Origin of the sequence: Mycobacterium sp. Root135 (genome assembly GCF_001426545.1) — a bacterium.
Taxonomy (GTDB): domain Bacteria; phylum Actinomycetota; class Actinomycetes; order Mycobacteriales; family Mycobacteriaceae; genus Mycobacterium.
Genome location: NZ_LMEZ01000004.1, coordinates 360,333 through 377,951 on the forward strand (window position 1 = coordinate 360,333; position 17,619 = coordinate 377,951).

Sequence of the window (17,619 nt, forward strand, 5' to 3'; positions counted from 1 at the left end):
GGTGTCGGCCGCAGACACGCACGCTCGCGGGAGAGTTGGCTAGGCGGCGACGAGGCTGGCCAGCACCCGTTGCCCGATCGGCAGGACCTCCTTGACCGCGAGCCCGACCTCCTCGGCCAACCGCATGGCGCAGTCGACTCCGACCGACGCCCACGGAAACCACGGCCCGACGGTGGTGGCCGACTCCAGCCGGACCCAGCGGGACTGCACGCCACTGATGTTGGGGTCGAATTCGGCGACACAACGTCCCCCGGTGCGCATCAACTCACCGGCCCGACGGAGCACCCGCAACGGGTCGCCACCGAGGCCCACGTTGCCGTCGGCCAGAAGCACGGTCCCCCACCGGCCCGTCCCGGGCAGCCGGTCGAAGACGTCTCGCCGCAAGGCCGGGGCACCGCTGCGGCGCGCCAACTCCACGGCGGTCTGCGATTGGTCCACGCCCAGCGCCGGGATGCCGAGCTTGGTCAGGTGGGCGACGAAACGCCCTGGCCCGCAACCCAAGTCGATCGTCGGCCCGTCGCACATGTCGAGCACCGCCGCGTCGAAGGCCTTGTCGAGCCGCTTGCCGCCCGGGAGCCAGCTGTGCACGGGAAGCCCTTGAATGCTGCCGTCGTCGCGGCGAATCCAACATCGCTCGCCCGTCAACGCCTCGTCATACAGGTTACCCAGCACGTCCCACCTCCACAGCCAGGGTCACCCGGCTGAATCGACTGTCCGGCGGGCACGCCCGGCGAACTGCTTCGACGTCGTCGACGGTGTCGACGTCTGCCAACTCTGATACCAATCCCACAGTGAGCCCAGTGTCACGAAGGGCGGCAAGCGTTACGGCGCCGGTCTCGGCGGTGGACATCGGCACGTCTCGCAGGCACTCGGCGCCGCGGGGATCGGTCAGCCCAAGCACCCACCATCCACCGTCGACGGCCATGCCAAGCACCGCGTCGGTGGACAGCAGCGCGGTGCCACACTCAGCCAGCAGCTCGGCGCTCACCTGCGGAGTGTCCATGCCGATCTGGATGACGGGAAGCCCGCCGGTCGCCGCCGCGCTGTCGGCGTGGGCGTTGACGAGCCGCTCGGCAAAGCCGTCGCCCCGTTGCTCGAGGACCGTGAAATCGGCCAACCGCGAACGGATTTCAGCGCTGCGGCTCGCGGCGGCCAGATCACCGGTCATGGCGACCACCCGTGCGGCGACCGGAGCGGCGGCGACGGCGTCCAACGTGTCCAGCAGTGCAGCCGCGGCGACATCGGCAGCCGCCGCATCGCCCACGGTCGCCGCCAAGCGGGTCTTCGCCAGCCCGGGCACGGGCGCCTTCGCGACGACCAGCACCGCAACGGACAACTCCCCCGTCACGAAATCACCCGCCAAAAGTCAAGTATTGCAAAGACACTGCCGCGAACCGAGCCACTGACCTTTGACTTCCCCCCGGTCCGCGACCCATAGGCGACGTCCCGCTCGGCAACCACCCAGCCCGCGGCGGCTGCCCGGACCAACAGTTCCAGCGGATACCCTGATCTGCGGTCTTCTACACCCAGTTCGACGACGGCGTCTCGGCGAGCTACCCGCATCGGCGCAATGTCGTGCACCTCGATGCCGTGTCGCCGACGCAGGCGCCAGCACACCACCTGGGTGCCGAGGCGCGCGTGCCACGGCCAGCCGACCCCCGGCAGCGGGCGACGACGGCCCACCGCCATGTCGGCTCCGCGGTCGAGGTCCTCGACGAGCTTGGGAAGTTCACGTGGATCCAGCGACCCGTCGCCGTCGATCACCGCGACGATCGGCGTCGACGCCGCGACGATGCCCGCGTGCACGGCCGCGCCGTATCCCGGCACCGTCTCCTCGACGACCGTTGCCCCGCAACGTCGTGCCACCTCGGCGGTGCCGTCGGTGCTGTTGTTGTCGACCACGAGGGCCTGGTATCCGACCGGGATCAAGGCAAGTACGCCCGGCAACGATTCCGCCTCGTTGAGGCACGGCATCACCACCGTGACGCGAGAAGGATCCACGGGCTAGAGGTTAACCACAGTCGCTGGCAGGGCGCGCTCTCAACGCTAACGAATCAGTGACGTCTACGCAGGTACGACGTTTGCCGGACTAGTCTGGGACGTTGTGACCCGAGTACTGATCGCCGATGACGACAACGTCGTCCGCGACGTCGTCCGCCGATACCTCGAGCGTGACGGCCTCGACGTCTTGGTCGCGCGCGACGGAAACCAGGCCCTGCGCATGCTGGGTTCCGAGCAGATCGACGTTGCCGTCCTCGACGTGATGATGCCGGGACCGGACGGGCTCGCCCTGTGCCGCGTGCTCCGCGAGCGCGGCGGCTACGCGGTTCCGGTGATCCTGCTGACCGCTCTCGGCGAGGAGGACGACCGCATCGCCGGGCTCGAGGCGGGCGCCGACGACTACCTCGTCAAGCCGTTCAGCCCGCGCGAGCTCGCGTTGCGGGTGCGGTCGGTACTGCGCCGGGCGCCCTCATCCCCGGGCGCGCAACCTGCCGTCGTCACGGTGGGAGACATGACGGTGTCTGCCGCGGCCCGGTCGGTGACCATCAAGGGTCAGCCGGTGAGCCTGACCAATCGCGAATTCGACCTCCTGCTGTTCTTCCTCACCCACACCGGCACCGTCTTCACCCGGGAAGAGTTGCTGAAACTGGTGTGGCAGTGGGACTTTGGCGACCTGTCCACTGTGACAGTCCACGTCAAGCGACTGCGCTCGAAGCTGGGTGCCGAGCACCGGGTGCAGACGGTGTGGGGCCGCGGCTACATGTGGAGCGAGGAACGGTATGCCGTCGACTGACACCTGGGAAATCGCCGGCTTGGCGCTGGCGTGCTCGGTGCCGGTCGTGGTGGCTGGCGCGGTCTTGATTCGGTTGGCACGGTCGTGGTCCCTGACGCTCAGCATGGTGGTGCTGGTGCTGATCCCCACCGTGGCGACGTTCACCGGCGTCTTCGGCGCGAGCGGGTTCATGCTGTCACCGCGGTACGAGGGCATCGCCGTCGTGCTGGTCATCGTGTCGGTCGTGACGATCCCCGCCGCGATCATGCTGGCCCGGTTCCAGGCCAGGCGCACCGTCTGGGAACAACAGATCCGCGAGGCCGACGAGACCGCCGAGCAATCGCGCCGCCAACTCGTCGCCTTCGTCAGCCACGACCTTCGCACGCCGCTGGCCGGGATCCGGGCCGTCGCCGAGGCGATCGCCGACGGCGTCGTCGAACCGGACGAGGTGCGCTCGCACGCCAAGCACATCGAGCACGAGACGATCCGGCTCTCCGAAATGGTGGACGACCTCTTCGAGATGTCGAAGATCAACGCGGGCGCCGTCCAACCCGCCTACGACAAGGTCTCACTCGACGAGGTGGTCGACGACGTGGTCTCGGCGCACCGCATCGCCGCCGAACGCGCGGGTGTCGCACTGCACGCCAAGGTGCCCGCCACCCCCGTCGGGGTGATCGGAAGCGACCGCGCCCTGGTGCGGGTGCTGTCCAATCTGGTCGCCAACGCAATCGCCCACACCCCCGAGGGCGGCACCGTCGAACTCGCCATCGGTTCGGACGGCGAGGGCGCCTGGGCGCGGGTCGACGACACCGGGGTCGGCATCAACGAGGCCGATCTGGCGCGCGTCTTCGACGTCGCCTACCGCGGGTCCAACGGCCGGGTGCCACGCGAAGATTCTTCGTTGCCAAGCGGTTCGGGGCTTGGGCTGGCGATCGCCGCCGGCCTGGTGCACGCCCACCACGGCACGGTGTCGGCCTACAACCTGGAGAACGGCGCCCGCTTCGAGGTGCGACTCCCGCTGGCGGGCGAATAACCACTCCGCCGAGCGTGGACTTTCGTCACGCCGAAATACTCCGCGGCGTAGCAAAACTCCACACTCGGCGGGAAGGAAGTGTGTCAGTCGGGGACGGAATCGCCCAGCCGCTGGGCCGCCGCGAGATAGTCCTCGATGAATTCGAGCACCACGGTGCGCGCGGGCTTCACCTTGTTCATCAGACCCACGCCCTGCCCGACGAAGTAGGTCGCCAGCTCCTGCGCGCCGGGATGGCCGCTGGCGGCCAGCTTGTCGATGCGCCGCAGGGTCGGTTCCACCAGCATCGACTGCAACGGCAGCGGAAGCGGCTTCTGCCCACCGGGATTCGGCGCCCACGCGTTGGTCCAGTCCGAAACCAGTTGCCGCGACGGCTTACCCGTGCGCCCGGCCGAACGAATCGTGTCTCGCGAGGTCGCCGTGAGCATCTTCTGCACGGTGTGCGGTGCGGTCTCGGCCTCTTCGGTGGTCAGCCACACCGACCCGGTCCAGGCGCCCGCGGCACCCATCGCCACGCAGGCCGCCATCTGGCGTCCGGTGACGATGCCGCCTGCCGCGAGCACCGGGATGTCGCTGCCGACTTCGGCGAGGGCGTCGAGCACCTCGGGCACCAGCACCAGCGTCGACACCTCACCGCAGTGCCCGCCGGCCTCGGTGCCCTGGGCGATGATCAGGTCGACCCCGGCGGCCACCTGCTTGAGGGCGTGTTCACGGGCGCCCACCAACGCTGCGACCGGGACGCCGGAGGACTGCCCGGCTTCGATCATGTAGGGCGGTGGCACGCCAAGGGCGTTGGCCATCAACTTGATTGGGTGCCGCAGCGCCACTTCGAGCAACGCCTCGCCGGTGTCACCCGAGAGGCTGCTGCCGCCGACGCGACGCTTGTGATCGTCGGGAATGTCATGGGAGGCAAGCAGTTCGGTGACGAACTCTCGATACTCGGCGGGAATGCGGTCGACGAGGGCACCGGCCGCGAGCTTCTCGCCCTTGCCCTCGAACTTGGCTGGCACGATGATGTCGACGCCATACGGCTTGCCGCGGACCTGCTCGTCGATCCAGGTGAGCTCCTGTTCGAGCGCCTCCGGGGTGAACGCGGTGCCACCGAGCACGCCGAGGCCGCCGGCGTTGGTGACCGCCGCGACGACGTCCCGACAGTGACTGAAGGCAAACAGCGGGAAGTCGATACCGTACTGGTCGCAGATCGAGGTCTTCACCACGTCAGTATTACTTGACGCGTGTCAAATTCCAACACTCATCCGCGTAGCGGCTCGAACGCAAACTCCCGAAGGCCGTCAGCCGGGTCGACCGCCGCCCGGAAACCGAGCACCTCGGCCGCAGCGGCGGGATCGGCAACGATGTGGCGGACGTCGCCGCTACGGTACTGGCCGGTGACCACCGGCGGCTGCCCGCCGCGGGCCTCGCAGATCCTCGTCGCGACGTCCATGATCGAGATCGGCCGCCCCGAACACACGTTGAACGCCGCGAAGCCACTGGCGTCCGCCTCCACCGCCGCCGCGTTGACCGCAGCCACGTCGGCGACGTGGACGAAGTCCCGCATCTGACCGCCGTCCTCGAAAACCCTTGGCGGCTCGCCCCTTTCGATGGCGGACCGGAAGATCGCGGCCACGCCCGAATACGGGGTGTCGCGCGGCATCATCGGACCGTAGACGTTGTGGTAGCGCAGGGCGACGGCCGAGCCTCCGGTGGCCTCCGCCCAGGCCAGGGCGTAGTGCTCCTGCGCGGTCTTGCTCGCCGCGTAAAGGCTGCGCGGCCGCAGCGGCGCGTCCTCCGGCACCAGTCGCCAGTCCAGTTCCTCACCGCCGATAGGGCAGCGATGCTCGAAGACGCCTGCGTCCAGGTCCGCCGTCGTGCGGGGCAGCGGGTCGACGGGGCCGTGCACCGGACAGTCGTAGCCGCCCTGCCCGTACACAACCATCGACGACGCCAGCACCAGCCGCCGGCAGCCCGCGGCGAACATCTCCGCGAGCAGCACCGTCGTCCCGTAGTCGTTGTGACTGCCGTAGTTCGGCGCATCGGAGGCGTCGACCCCGGCCCCCACCACGGCCGCCTGATGGCACACGACGTCGACCCCGGGCAGCAGCGCCGCCATGCCAGACGCGTCGCGGACGTCGACCTCGAGAACGCCCTCCGGCGGCGTCGTGGCGTCCCCGTGCGCCGCGGACAGCATCGCGTCGACCGCGACGACGTCGTGGCCGCGCGCCGTCAGCGCCGCACACACCTGTGAGCCGATGAACCCCGCGGCACCGGTGACGAGGACCCTCACGGCAGCTCGAACGGCAGGGTGACACCCGTGTGGGCAAGGCAGTGCGTGCACGTGCGATCCGGCGCCACGCTCTCGATGGCCTCGTGCACCAGCTTCTTGAACGGCACCAGGTTCTTCTCGAACTCGGCGAACACGTCAACGGCCGTCACCCCGGCCCCGGAGTCGATGCCCGCATCCAGATCGGTGACCAATGCGATTGCGGCGTAACATATCTCCAGCTCGCGAGCCAGCACCGCCTCCGGGTAGCCGGTCATGTTCACCAGCGTGAAGCCCTGCGACGCGAACCAGCGACTCTCCGCACGGGTCGAAAAGCGCGGACCCTGAATCACCACCATCGTGCCGCCGTCCACCACCCCGGGCAGCTCCGCGGCGTTGGCACGCAGGGTCGGGCAGTAGGGATCGGCGAACCCGACGTGGATGCCGCCCGCGTCGAAGTAGGTGTCGGCGCGGGCGCTGGTGCGGTCGACGAGTTGATCGGGCACCACCATCGACCCCGGCCCCAGCTCGGGGGTCAGGCTGCCCACCGCGCACGGGGCGAAGATCCGCCGCACGCCAAGCGCGCGCAACGCCCACATGTTCGCGCGGTACGGCACGGTGTGCGGGGAGAACTCGTGGTTGGCGCCGTGCCGCGGCAGGAACGCGACCTCGTGCGAACCGACGGTCCCGACGGTGATGGCACCGCTCGGCGCGCCGTAGGGGGTGTCGACGCTGATGCTGCGCGCATCCGAGCCGAAGAACGTATAGAAGCCACTGCCACCGATCACTGCGAGCATGGGTTCATTGTCGGCCATGCGCCCGACGAAGTGTCGCCGGGCGCATGGTGACGCTGCTGTGACGAGCGGCCCGGAGGCTCGCCCCATCGCGGCAACTGCTGAGAACCTCGTCGTTGACACTCCCCCACCGATCCGGCAAGGCATGCACTGACTACGTCCCCCACGGTTGACTACCGGAGCCCGCGCACGTGGCCGACGCTGCTGCTGGGCCTGCTCGGCGTGCTGGCCGCGGTGGCGCTGCCGTTCGCGCCGACGTGGCTCGACACCTCCACCGTCACCTGGCCCGTAGCCGGTGCACCGGTCGCCTCGAGTACGGCGATCGTGACGCCGTACCGGCCCAACGCGTTGACGGCCACCGTGCCGTGCTCGGCGCTGCGGGCGGCCGGTCCGGCCGCCGTGGCGCTCGCAACCGGGCCCGAGCCGGGCGGGCTGGTGGTCACGGACCGCGCCGCTCGGGTCGGCGGCTCCACCGTCGACCTGCGCCCGACGACCGCGCCCAACTGTCGCGCAGTGATCACGGCGGGTCGGGACGGAATCAGCGTCGACGCGCCGGACGGACGGCGCACGGACCTTCCCGGCGAGCCGGTTCCGCAGGTGTTCGGCTTCCACACCGATCTCGACCCGGCCGACGCGGTCGGGCTGGCCGTGACGATCGAGGTCGCCGATCCGTTCAGCACCTCGCCGGGTGCGCTGAAGTACGGCCTGATCGGCATTCAGCTCGGGGCCGCGGCCGGCGTGCTGATGCTGCTGATCCGGCCGTCCCGCGCCCGCCGTCGCCGCGTGCGGTGGCGCCCGTCGTGGTGGGTCGACGTCGCCGTCGTCGCGACGCTGGCGGCGTGGGCGGTGATCGGACCGCTGGCCGTCGACGACGGATGGGCGTCGACGATCGCGCGCAACGTCGCCGCGACCGGTAACCCCGGGAACTACTACCGCTGGTGGAACGCCGCCGAGGTGCCGTTCGCGTTCAGCCAGGAACTGCTCGCACCGTGGACCGCGGTGAGCATTGCACCCCTGTGGCTGCGGCTTCCGAGCACGCTGCTGGCCGTGGCCACCTGGCTGGTGTTCAGCCGCGGCGTGCTGGGCGCCGCGCTGCCGGTCCGCGCGGCGACGGGACGGGTGCGGTCGCTCGCCGCGGTCTGTCTTCTCGCCGCCTGGCTGCCGTTCAACCTGGGCACTCGGCCGGAGTCCTACGTCGCGCTCGCGGTCGTCGTGGCGCTGTCGCTGGCGATGCGGGCGCGCGGCCTGCGCGAGCTGGCTCTGTTGGCGCTGACCGTCGGCCTGACGGTGCCCATCAGCCCCAACGGCCTCCTGGTGCTGGCGCCCATCGTGGTGTTCGCGCCCCGCCTGCTGGCGGCACTGCGGGGCGCCTCTCCCACCCGGTGGCAGCTGACCGCCCACGTCGCGGCGCTGAGTTGCGTTGCGGCCGTTGGACTCACCGCCGTCTTCGCCGACCAGACGTGGGACGCCCTGCTGATCGCGAGCGACTGGCACACCTTCTTCGGCCCGGCGCTGCCGTGGTGGGACGAGCCCGATCGGTACCGCTACCTTCTGGGGTCCGATCAGCAGGGCAGCGTCGCGAAGCGGATGCCAATCCTGTTGACGGCGGCCATTATTCCCGTCGTCGGATTGCTGGCGTTGCCACGGGCGCACCGTGACTTCGTCGGTCGCGCGGCGCTGCGGATGGCCGCGGTGGCCGTGGTCGCACTGCTGTTGTTCGCGGTGTCGCCGTCGAAGTGGTCCTATCACCTCGGGGCGGCGGCGGGGCCGATCGCGGCGCTGCTGACGGTGGGGGTGGTGCTGGTGACGCGCCGCGCCCGAACTCCCAACCGGTACCTCACCGTCGTGGGCGTCGCCAGCACCGCGCTGCTGATCGGCGCCGCCGCGGTGGCGCTCGACGGGCCCAACGCGTGGTGGCTGCCCGTGGTCTACGCAGTGCCGTGGCCGTCGGAACCACCACGGCCGCTAGGCCTTCCGTTGAACCAGCCGTGGCCGTGGCTCGCCGCGGTCGTCGTGGTCTCGGTACTGCTCTACCGCCGCCGCCTCTCGCAAGCCCCGGCGGCCGGCCCCGCGGTCACGACGCTGATCGCCGTCGGCGTCGTGCTCGCCCTGCTGCTGGGCTCCTTCGTCGCCGCGCCGCTGCGACGGCCCGAGGGCTCGCTCGCGAAGATCAACCTGGACCGCGTCGCGGGCACCCGGGTGTGCGGCCTGGCCGACGACGTCGACGTACTGCCTGACGGGCCGAGACTGGCCCCGTCGAGTGAGGCCGCCGAGCAACTGGCCGGCTTCGACCCGCAAACCGGCTACCCGGCCGACGCCCCGCCACCGGACCCACCGGGCACCGGAGCGTCGACGTTCCTCTGGGGCAGCCACGCTCCCGACGTCCAGGCGACCGGCAGCATGACCAGCCCCTGGTTCGTGCTCCCCCCGCAGCCCGCCAATGGCGGAGTCACCGTGTCGGTCGCTGGTCGCACCGACGGTGGCAACCAGTTGGCCTTCGACTTCGGCCGGGCCGACGGCGGCGGCGGTGTCGCCCCGCTCGGTGACCGCACTCCCGTCGACCGACCCGCCTCCGACGAGGATCCGGCCCACCCCCTCTGGCGCTCCCTCGGCGTCGACGCCACCGTCATCCCCGCCGGTGCGGACCGGATGCGCATCCACGCAGTCGACGGCAGAACCGACGCCCTCGGCTGGCTGGCCTTCACCGGCCCCAGGCTGAGGTCGTCCATCGGGCTCACCGAGTTCCTGGCGGACAAGGGGCCGGTGCTGATCAGCTGGCCCATGGCGTTCCTGTTTCCCTGCATCCACGACATCGCGACGGTGCGGGCCGGCGTGGCCACGACGCCCCTGGCGGTGATCGAGTCACCGCGGCCGTTCCTCACCGAGGACCGGCGCCGGGACATCGGCGGGGTCTTCGCCGCCCTAACGGTGTTCGGCACCCTGCACGAGATTCCCAGCAGGCTCGTCGGCCGGCCCGACGTCGACTGGGGCGCCGTGAAGCTGACCGGCGACGTGACGCGCGACGCGTACCGACGCACCGTGACCCGCACCTTGGTACCGGGCAGCGGCGGCGTCGAGCACCTGCCACCCGAGCGGTGAACGCAACCCATGGGACGATGACCGGCGTGGCAAGTCTTGCGCAATGGGTCGAGGGCGCCCGTCCCCGTACGTTGCCCAACGCCGTCGCCCCGGTGATCGCGGGCACGGGAGCAGCGGCGTGGCTCGGGGACGCGGTGTGGTGGAAGGCGCTGCTCGCACTGGTGGTGTCGCTCGCGTTGATCGTCGGCGTCAACTACGCCAACGACTACTCCGACGGCATCCGCGGCACCGACGACGTGCGCGCCGGGCCGCTGCGCCTGGTCGGCTCCCGCCTGGCCTCACCCCGCGCCGTCGCGACCGCAGCCGGTCTCAGCCTCGGCGTCGGCGCCGCCGCGGGCCTGGCGCTGGCGCTGGTCAGCCAGCCGTGGCTGATCGCCGTCGGCGCGGTGTGCATCGCGGGGGCCTGGCTGTACACCGGAGGGTCCAAGCCCTACGGGTACATCGGCCTCGGCGAGATCGCGGTATTCGTATTCTTCGGTCTGGTCGCCGTCCTTGGCACGCAGTTCACCCAGGCGCAGCGGGTGGACTGGGTCGGTGCCGCGCTCGCCGTCGCGACCGGCGCGCTGTCGTCGGCCGTGCTGGTGGCCAACAACCTTCGCGACATCCCGACCGACACGGATTCGGGCAAGATCACGCTGGCGGTGCGCCTCGGTGATCGCCGCACCCGGCTGCTGTTCCAGGTGCTCGTCGCTCTGGCCTTCGTGTTGACGCTGGTGCTGATGCTCGCGACGCCGTGGTGCGCGGTCGGCCTGGTGGCGCTGCCGTTGGCGGTGCGGGCCGCCGCCCCCGTACGGTCCGGCCTCGGCGGCAAGGACCTCATCCCCGTGCTGCGCGACACCGGCCTGACGATGCTGGTGTGGTCGATCGCGGTCGCGTTGGCTCTGACGTTGGGGCCTTGACTCCTCCCTGATGGCATCCTGGCTTCATGGGCATCGTGTTCCGGTTGGCGGAGCTTCTGCTGATGCTCGTCCCCGTGGCCGGCGTCGTGTTCGCGGGGATCGGCGTGTGGAAGCGGGTGCAAGGCACCTCGGCCGCACCAGCCCCGCAGCAGGAGGAGCAGCCCGCGCCGGCCAATCCGGCGGCACTGTGGCGCATCGTCACCCGCACGCTGGAAGAACACGCGCGCACCGACACCCGCTGGCTGGAGTACGAGCTCGACACCGGCAAGCTGCTCGACTTCCCGCTGATGACCGACCTGCGGGCCCCGCTGACGACGGAGTTCCACAAGGCCAAGCTGCGTGCCGACCTGTTACGCCCCGGCAAGGCCGAGGATCTGGTCGACGACCGGGAAGCCGCCGCCCAGTACCTCGCGGCCGTCGAGGACTACACGACGGCATTCGAGGCGGCCGAGACCGAGGCCATCCGTCGACGCCGCAGCGACTTCACCGCCGAGCAGCAACAGCGGATCGCCCGCGCGCGCAGCCTGCTGAGCGTCGCGTCGGACACCGCGGCAACGCAGCACGAGCGCGAGCAGGCCTACGAACTGGCGGCCAAGGAACTCGACGGACTTGTCGTGCTGCCGCCCACCACGCGGGCCGGCATCGAGCGCGGGATCGCCGGACAGCTCGACGGCTAACGCGTTAACCGGCCAGCGCGTCGAGGAGCAGCTGAAGGTCGTCCTCGGTGTTGTAGAGGTGGAAGGCGACCCGCACCGCACCGGCCCTGACCGACGCCCGGATGCCAGCCGCCGTCAACCGCCCCGCGGCCGTCGCCGCGTCGGGGAACGGCAGCGACACGATCGCGGAGTCGACCCTCGGCAGGTCGAACTCGGCGCGCAAGCGGGCGGCCAGCCCCAGACAGTGCGCCTCGACGTCATGGCGATCCAGCGAGGCCAACCACGGCATGGTCAGGCCCGCCCCGAACACGCCGAACCACGCGGGTGAGGTGTCGAACCGCCGGGCGTCCTCGGCCAGCCGCAGCGGCAGACCGTAGATGGACGACCACGGCTGCTCGCACGCGTACCAGTTGGCGAGGTGCGGCGTCATCAGCCCGGACACCCTGTCGCTCAACGACATCCAGGCCGTACCCCGAGGCGCCAGCAGCCACTTGTAGACCGCGGACGCGGTGACGTCGGCCCAACCGAGGTCGAGCACCTTCCAGCCGACCGCCTGGGTGGCGTCGAGCACGGTAACGGTGTCGGTGCCCGTCACCGCCGCGCGCAATCCGTCGACGTCGAGCACGTCCCCGGTAGCCGACTGCACCAGGCTCACCGCCACCACGTCGTAGTCCGCTGCGGTGGCGATCAACTCGTCGGCGGGCAATTCGGTGACGGTCACGCCGCGGGCCGCCTGGGCGGCGAACGGGAAGGTGGTACTGGTGAATTCGCCGGTCAGCGTGGCCACGCTGGTTCCGTCGGGAACCGCCGACGCGACGAGACCCAGCAGGGCCGACACGCTGCCACCCATGGTCACCGAGTCGACGGCCACCCCGACGAGGTCCGCGTACGCGGCGCGCCCACGGTCCACCGACTGGTCGAACGAGGGGACGTCCATGGTGCCCGCCTGCCACTCCCCCATGCGCTCGGCGAGACCGTCGAACATGAACGTGGGCGGCAGCCCGTAGGTCGAGGAGTTGAGAAAACCTGCCGCACCGACGAATTGAGCTCCAAAGGCGGAGCGGGGCGTCGTCGTCACCATTCGGTCACTACTTCCGAGGGTCGTCACCGTGCAAGCGGGAGCGCAGCTGTTCGCGGTCCTGGCGGCGACGTTCGTCGAACACGGCGATGCTGGCGGTGGCCCGGTTGCGCAGCGGGGCGAACAGCCAGATTCCCAGCGGAAGCGCCAGGACGATCGCGAACAACATGGGGATGACGATCGGGAACTCGCCGATGCCGAGGGCCTTTCCGCCGAAGTAGATGGCGGCGGCCAGGACGGCGACCAGCAGGATCCGAGCGATCGTGTAGACCAAGACGTCGACGACCAGACGCGATCCGGGGCGCGTCGCCGCCCGAGTCGCGTCGCTTCCACCCTCTGCAGCACCAGACACGAACCCGAGCCTACCGACGACGCGTATTATTTACTGCAAGGAGGTTTTTGTGCTTCAGTTCGTTCTCCTCGTCGTCATCCTGGCGGGTCTGGCCTACGGGGCCTGGCGCCTGGTGCGCGCGACTGCCAATCGGCCGAGAACGAGGACCATCGGGCCCGACGACGATCCCGAGTTCCTCAATCGGCTCAACCACGGCAAGGATCCTCGCTAGCGCCCGGTCTTCGGCGGTGACGGCGCGTGCCTAGTGGGCGCCGGGAAAACCGCTCGCGACGACGGCCGCCAATTCGGTGAAGGCGTCGCGTGTCTCCGGCTTCAACCGCTCCAAGCTGATCTCCGCCCCCTCCTCCAGATGCGGATCGAACGGCACCTGAAGCACCGCCTTGCATCTGCGCGAGAAGTGGTCCACCACCTTGCTCTGGTCGACCCGCGAACCATTCCGACCCGATTGCGGCCGAACGGCATTGATCACGGCGACCGAGTCGACCACCAACTGCTGATAGCCGTGGGCGTCGAGCCAGTCCAGCGTCGCCGACGCACTGCGGGCACCGTCCACCGATCCCGAGCTGACGATGATCAACGCATCGGCGGTGTTCAGCACCGCCGACATGGCCGAATGCAGCATGCCCGTTCCGCAGTCGGTGAGCACGAGGCTGTAGTAGCGCTCGAGCACCTCGACGGTGCGCTTGTAGTCGTCGCTGCTGAACGCCTCCGAGACGGCCGGATCACTTTCGGAGGCAAGCACTTCCAACCGACTCGGACCCTGTGAGGTGTAGTTGCGGACGTCGCTGTAGCTGTTGATGCCCTCGGCGTCGCGCAGCAGGTGCCGCACGGTCGACGGGGTCTCCAGCGGCACCTTCTGACTGAGCGTGCCGCGGTCGGGGTTGGCGTCGACGGCAATGACGCGATCCCCTCGCGCGGAGGCGAACGTCGCACCGAGAGTGGCGGTGATCGTGGTCTTTCCGACGCCGCCCTTCAGTGACAGCATGGCGATCCGGTAGCACCCGCGAAGGGGCCGGCTGGCCTGTGCGGTGAGCTCCTTGCGGCGGATGGCCTTACGGCCCTCGCCCAGGTTGACCAGGGTGAACGAACCCAGGTAGAGCCAGCGCCGCCAGCCAGCACTCGGCGTGCGCTTGGGCTGGCCAAGCAGGGCCACGGTCGACAGGTCGAGGTACGGCGGCGTCGCGTCGGGTTCGGGCGGCGGTGCCGGTTGCGCCGGCGGCAGCGTGACGACGGGCATGCCGTGCGGCGGGGTCGGCGCGGTCCACTCCGGCGGGATCGCTTGCGAGGGATCGCTGAATCGCTGCTGCGCGCGGAAACTCTGTGGTTCGGACGCCCGGATCAACCTCAGCCCACCCCTGCGTAGGAGTGCAACCCGGTCACGACCAGGTTGATGAAGAACAGGTTGAACACCATCGCGACGAATCCGACGACGTTGATCCAGGCGGCCTTGCGGTCGCGCCACCCCGCCGTCGAACGAGCGTGAAGGTAGGCGGCGTAGACGACCCAGGCGATGAACGCGACGGTCTCCTTGGGGTCCCAGCCCCAGTACCGGCCCCACGCCTCCTCGGCCCAAATGGCGCCGAAGATCACGCCGAAACCGAAGATCGGGAACCCGAAGATGGTCGTGCGATAGGCGATTCGGTCAAGGGTCTGCGCGTCGGGCAGCCGTGCGATGACGGCGGCCAGACGACCAGTACGGCCGGGTTCGCCCAACGGTGACATCTTGGCAAGGAACAGGATGCTCGCAACGCCCGCAACCAGGAACACCCCGGAGCCGAGGCTGACCACCGACACGTGGATGGGCAACCAGTAGGACTGCAATGCGGGCATCACCGGTGCCGCATTGGAGTACAGCCACTTCCCCGACACCGCAAGCAAGATCAGCACCGGCAGCAGCACGAACGCCCACAGCGCCCGGAACTTCGGCTGCCGCAGCGTGACGGCCGCCGCAACGAGCCCGCAGAAGCACGTCAGGTTGATGAACTCGTACATGTTGCCCCACGGCACGCGTGAGGTCGCCAGTCCGCGCAGCACGATGCACGCCAGCAGCATCGCCGTCCCGACGTACACCAACGCCAGGCCGGCCCGTCCGATCCGCTCGTCGACGAGACGCCTCGGGGCGTCGACGACGACACCGGGCGTGCCACTGTCCGCGGTGACGGCGGCGGAGTTGGCGGTCACCAGTTCGCGGGCGTCGGCCTTGCGGCTGCCGCTGTAGGCCAGCTCGACCGCCAGCAGCAGAAGGGCGATGACCAGCACGACGATCGTGGACGTGAACGCCAGATCCGAGTACCGGGCCAGCCCAATGTCGATGTGGGGACCGTTCATGCGCGCTCTCTCCCGCCTTCTTCCGCCGAGGGCACCAGCCGCGCCGTCAACCTCTCGAACTCGTCGCCCCAACCGGAGTTGTCGGTGCGCGCGAGGCCGCCCAGCTCGACGTCAACGGTACCCGGCGACGCCGGGGAAACCCGAACCCAGATGCGGCGCCGCCGTATCACCAGCGACACCAGCAGCCCGGCCATCATCGTCATCGACGACACCAGCACCCAGATCTGGGCCGGGTCGTGGGAGACCTGCACGTTGATGAACGGTGCCGCGCCGTCGAAGGTGACGACGGTGCCGTCGTTCAGCCGGGTCGACTCGCCCGCCTTGAGGTTCACTCGGACCTGCTTGGTGAGCCGCTTCTGCTCGATGAGACGCGGGTCGAGCGTGAACAGGGACTGGGGGCGCCCGGTATCAAGACCGGTGTCACCGCGGTAGACGTCGATGGCCACCGCGGGATCCCGCAGCGCGGGGAAGCTCGACGACAACAACTTGCCGTCCAGCTGTTCGGTCGGCGCGAACAGGCCCTGGATGGCGATCTGGTTCTTGCGCCGCTCACCGGCGTCGGGGTAGGTGCCCGCGGGCGGGTCCACCCGGATGACGCCGGACGACAGCAGCGTGATCGGGTCGTCCGGCCGCCACTGCACCGTCTGCGTGCGGGTGCGGCCGTCGGGGAAGGTGACGGTGAACGTCGGGGCGTACCCGTGGCCCTGCAGGTACAGCCGGTCCCCGGCGAGGCGCAGCGGGTGGTTGACCTCGAGCCGGTAGGGCCGCCAGGTGTCGCTGGTCAGGTCGTCGCCGGCCTGATAGTCGACGTTGGCCGCGAAGCTCAGCGCCTGCCCGCTCGGCAGATACTCCGCGTCGAAGTCGTTGACACGCAGGCAGATCGGACTCAGGGAGGTGCCGTCGACGGTGTTGCCCGCCCGGAACGAGTCGAACGCGGCCGGTGAGGCCGAGCAGAACCCGGGACCGCCGTTGGCCACGACGATGACGTTGCCTTCGTAACCGAACAGCTTGCCCGCGGCGATGGAGAGCAGCAGGGCGAGCAGCGAGAAGTGGAAGACGATGTTGCCGAACTCGCGGAAATAGCCCTTCTCGGCAGAGACTTCGATGACGTCACCCTCGCGGCGGCTCGTCTTTCGCCAGCCCTTCAGCCGCTCCTCGACCCCGGCCGCGACAGTCTCCACGTCCCCCGCCGCGACGAGGGTCTGATGCTTGGGCAGCCGCGCCAGGTTGCGCGGCGCGGCGACCGGCGTTGCCCGCATGCTGCGGACGTGCTCGGCCAGGCGCGGCGTCAGACACCCCACCAGCGAGATGAACAGCAGCGCGTAGATGGCGGTGAACCAGAAACTGGAGAACACGTCGAACACCTGCAACCGGTCCAGCCACGGTCCGATAAGCGTGTGCTCGGCGAGGTACTCGTCGACCTTGGCCGCGTTGAGGCTGCGCTGCGGCACCAGTGCGCCGGGGATGGCCGCGAGGGCGAGCAGGAATAGCAGCGCAAGGGCCGTGCCCATCGAGGTCAGGGCGCGCCAGGTGTTCCGCGTATATGCGCCAAGGCGTTTGAGCACCCTCATATCGGCAACCGCACGTCGCTGACGAACGCGTCGCGCACCCAGGAGATGAAGTCAGCCCACACCCCGGTCACCAGGGCGACGCCGACGACGATCAACAACGCGCCGCCGAAGATTTGGATGGTCCTGGTGTGACGGCGCAGCCACCCAAGCCCCCGCACCGCGCCCGCCGACCCGAAGGCCAGCAGCAGGAACGGAATTCCCAACCCGAGGCAGTAGGCGACGACGAGGATGACGCCCCTTGCCACGTTGCTGCCGTCGGTGGCCGACGCCACGGCGATCACCGCGGTCAGCGTCGGGCCGAGGCACGGCGTCCACCCGAGGGCGAACACCGCGCCGAGCAGTGGGGCGCCACCGATCGTGGACAACAACTTGGGGGTGAACCGCGCCTCGCGCTGCAGCGCCGGGACGAAGCCGATGAACACCAGCCCCATCAGGATGGTGACGACCCCGCCGATGCGTTGCAGCAGAAGCTGATTGATCAGCAGCGTGGTGGTCAACCCGAGCACCGCGACGGTGCCGAGCACGAACACCACCGTGAACCCGGCCACGAAGAGCGCGGCCGCCCCGAGCACGCGCAACCGCGCCGTCTTCACCGCGACGGCGGAGGCGTCACGGTCGTCCACCCCGACGATGGCCGCGAGGTAGGACAGGTAGCCCGGCACCAGCGGCACCACGCACGGCGAGGCGAATGACACGAACCCGGCCAGCACGCTGACCAGAACCGCGAGGACCAACGGCCCTGCCGACACCAGGGTGCCAACCTGGTCGAGACCAGCCGC

The 17,619-nt window shown here is 69.8% G+C and carries 18 protein-coding genes; 6 read left to right on the top strand and 12 right to left on the bottom strand.

Features of this window, described 5'->3' with window-relative positions:
* Positions 1 to 39: 39 nt before the first annotated feature.
* From ASD37_RS09405 to ASD37_RS09415, 3 genes are read right to left on the bottom strand one after another with little or no spacing between them, the layout of a single operon-like run.
* The gene (locus tag ASD37_RS09405) at positions 40 to 672 is read right to left on the bottom strand and encodes a methyltransferase domain-containing protein (RefSeq protein WP_056550700.1); all 633 of its coding nucleotides are present in this window, start codon (positions 670 to 672) and stop codon (positions 40 to 42) included.
* Positions 662 to 1,348, bottom strand: a complete 687-nt coding sequence (locus ASD37_RS09410) for a DUF2064 domain-containing protein (RefSeq protein WP_235568033.1) — start codon at positions 1,346 to 1,348, stop codon at positions 662 to 664. Before ASD37_RS09410 ends, ASD37_RS09405 begins: the two co-directional genes overlap by 11 nt.
* Positions 1,345 to 2,001, bottom strand: coding sequence for a glycosyltransferase family 2 protein (locus ASD37_RS09415; RefSeq protein ID WP_255354835.1), 657 nt, complete (start codon positions 1,999 to 2,001; stop codon positions 1,345 to 1,347). The genes ASD37_RS09410 and ASD37_RS09415 overlap by 4 nt, the downstream gene beginning before the upstream one ends.
* 103 nt (positions 2,002 to 2,104) lie before the next feature.
* Here ASD37_RS09415 and ASD37_RS09420 point away from each other — a divergent pair, with 103 nt between their 5' ends.
* Positions 2,105 to 2,794, top strand: coding sequence for a response regulator transcription factor (locus ASD37_RS09420; protein WP_056550701.1), 690 nt, complete (start codon positions 2,105 to 2,107; stop codon positions 2,792 to 2,794).
* Entirely contained in the window at positions 2,781 to 3,806 is a 1,026-nt protein-coding gene (locus ASD37_RS09425; protein WP_056550702.1) for a cell wall metabolism sensor histidine kinase WalK, read from the top strand. The genes ASD37_RS09420 and ASD37_RS09425 overlap by 14 nt, the downstream gene beginning before the upstream one ends.
* An 83-nt stretch (positions 3,807 to 3,889) precedes the next feature.
* Here the strand turns inward: ASD37_RS09425 and ASD37_RS09430 are convergent, their stop codons facing one another.
* The 3 genes from ASD37_RS09430 to ASD37_RS09440 are packed head-to-tail and all read right to left on the bottom strand — an operon-like array spanning position 3,890 to position 6,860.
* Entirely contained in the window at positions 3,890 to 5,017 is a 1,128-nt protein-coding gene (locus ASD37_RS09430) for a nitronate monooxygenase (RefSeq protein WP_056551023.1), read from the bottom strand.
* A gap of 38 nt (positions 5,018 to 5,055) precedes the next feature.
* The gene (locus tag ASD37_RS09435; protein ID WP_056550703.1) at positions 5,056 to 6,087 is read right to left on the bottom strand and encodes an NAD(P)-dependent oxidoreductase; all 1,032 of its coding nucleotides are present in this window, start codon (positions 6,085 to 6,087) and stop codon (positions 5,056 to 5,058) included.
* Complete coding sequence (locus ASD37_RS09440; RefSeq protein WP_056551024.1) at positions 6,084 to 6,860, bottom strand: S-methyl-5'-thioadenosine phosphorylase; 777 nt, start codon at positions 6,858 to 6,860, stop codon at positions 6,084 to 6,086. The genes ASD37_RS09435 and ASD37_RS09440 overlap by 4 nt, the downstream gene beginning before the upstream one ends.
* Positions 6,861 to 7,079: 219 nt before the next feature.
* Between ASD37_RS09440 and ASD37_RS09445 the strand changes: the two genes are divergently transcribed.
* Genes ASD37_RS09445 through ASD37_RS09455 form a run of 3 tightly spaced genes read left to right on the top strand, consistent with a single transcriptional unit; the run spans position 7,080 to position 11,532 of the window.
* Complete coding sequence (locus tag ASD37_RS09445) at positions 7,080 to 9,956, top strand: arabinosyltransferase domain-containing protein (protein ID WP_056550704.1); 2,877 nt, start codon at positions 7,080 to 7,082, stop codon at positions 9,954 to 9,956.
* A gap of 26 nt (positions 9,957 to 9,982) precedes the next feature.
* On the top strand, positions 9,983 to 10,855 hold the full coding sequence (locus ASD37_RS09450) for a 1,4-dihydroxy-2-naphthoate polyprenyltransferase (RefSeq protein ID WP_056551025.1): 873 nt from the start codon (positions 9,983 to 9,985) through the stop codon (positions 10,853 to 10,855).
* A 26-nt stretch (positions 10,856 to 10,881) separates the two neighbouring features.
* Positions 10,882 to 11,532: a hypothetical protein gene (locus ASD37_RS09455; RefSeq protein WP_056550705.1), complete on the top strand. Its 651-nt coding sequence runs from the start codon at positions 10,882 to 10,884 to the stop codon at positions 11,530 to 11,532.
* Between the two features lie 4 nt (positions 11,533 to 11,536).
* Here ASD37_RS09455 and ASD37_RS09460 read toward each other — a convergent pair whose 3' ends face one another.
* Together ASD37_RS09460 and ASD37_RS09465 are read right to left on the bottom strand one after the other, a co-directional pair.
* Positions 11,537 to 12,592 carry an aminotransferase class V-fold PLP-dependent enzyme gene (locus ASD37_RS09460; RefSeq protein ID WP_056550706.1) on the bottom strand — a complete coding sequence of 352 codons (1,056 nt, stop codon included), beginning with the start codon at positions 12,590 to 12,592 and terminating at the stop codon, positions 11,537 to 11,539.
* A gap of 7 nt (positions 12,593 to 12,599) precedes the next feature.
* Entirely contained in the window at positions 12,600 to 12,941 is a 342-nt protein-coding gene (locus ASD37_RS09465) for a DUF4229 domain-containing protein (RefSeq protein WP_056550707.1), read from the bottom strand.
* A gap of 49 nt (positions 12,942 to 12,990) precedes the next feature.
* Between ASD37_RS09465 and ASD37_RS31965 the strand changes: the two genes are divergently transcribed.
* Positions 12,991 to 13,152 carry a hypothetical protein gene (locus ASD37_RS31965; RefSeq protein ID WP_185934645.1) on the top strand — a complete coding sequence of 54 codons (162 nt, stop codon included), beginning with the start codon at positions 12,991 to 12,993 and terminating at the stop codon, positions 13,150 to 13,152.
* Positions 13,153 to 13,182: 30 nt separating this feature from the next.
* Here the strand turns inward: ASD37_RS31965 and ASD37_RS09470 are convergent, their stop codons facing one another.
* From ASD37_RS09470 to ASD37_RS09485, 4 genes are read right to left on the bottom strand one after another with little or no spacing between them, the layout of a single operon-like run.
* A complete protein-coding gene (locus tag ASD37_RS09470; protein ID WP_235568035.1) occupies positions 13,183 to 14,283 on the bottom strand; it encodes an AAA family ATPase in 1,101 nt (366 codons plus the stop codon).
* A 2-nt stretch (positions 14,284 to 14,285) separates the two neighbouring features.
* On the bottom strand, positions 14,286 to 15,269 hold the full coding sequence (gene ccsB / locus ASD37_RS09475) for a c-type cytochrome biogenesis protein CcsB (protein ID WP_056550708.1): 984 nt from the start codon (positions 15,267 to 15,269) through the stop codon (positions 14,286 to 14,288).
* The gene (locus tag ASD37_RS09480; RefSeq protein ID WP_056550709.1) at positions 15,266 to 16,840 is read right to left on the bottom strand and encodes a cytochrome c biogenesis protein ResB; all 1,575 of its coding nucleotides are present in this window, start codon (positions 16,838 to 16,840) and stop codon (positions 15,266 to 15,268) included. Before ASD37_RS09480 ends, ccsB begins: the two co-directional genes overlap by 4 nt.
* Positions 16,837 to 17,592: a cytochrome c biogenesis CcdA family protein gene (locus ASD37_RS09485; RefSeq protein WP_056551027.1), complete on the bottom strand. Its 756-nt coding sequence runs from the start codon at positions 17,590 to 17,592 to the stop codon at positions 16,837 to 16,839. Before ASD37_RS09485 ends, ASD37_RS09480 begins: the two co-directional genes overlap by 4 nt.
* Between the last annotated feature and the right edge of the window lie 27 nt (positions 17,593 to 17,619).

Bases quoted from the DNA above. Each gene is read 5' to 3' on its own strand.
- ASD37_RS09425 (WP_056550702.1), top strand. From the start codon at position 2,781: ATGCCGTCGACTGACACCTGGGAAATCGCCGGCTTGGCGCTGGCGTGC.
- ASD37_RS09440 (WP_056551024.1), bottom strand. From the start codon at position 6,860: ATGCTCGCAGTGATCGGTGGCAGTGGCTTCTATACGTTCTTCGGCTCG.
- ASD37_RS09455 (WP_056550705.1), top strand. From the start codon at position 10,882: ATGGGCATCGTGTTCCGGTTGGCGGAGCTTCTGCTGATGCTCGTCCCC.
- ASD37_RS09460 (WP_056550706.1), bottom strand. From the start codon at position 12,592: ATGGTGACGACGACGCCCCGCTCCGCCTTTGGAGCTCAATTCGTCGGT.
- ccsB (WP_056550708.1), bottom strand. From the start codon at position 15,269: ATGAACGGTCCCCACATCGACATTGGGCTGGCCCGGTACTCGGATCTG.
- ASD37_RS09480 (WP_056550709.1), bottom strand. From the start codon at position 16,840: ATGAGGGTGCTCAAACGCCTTGGCGCATATACGCGGAACACCTGGCGC.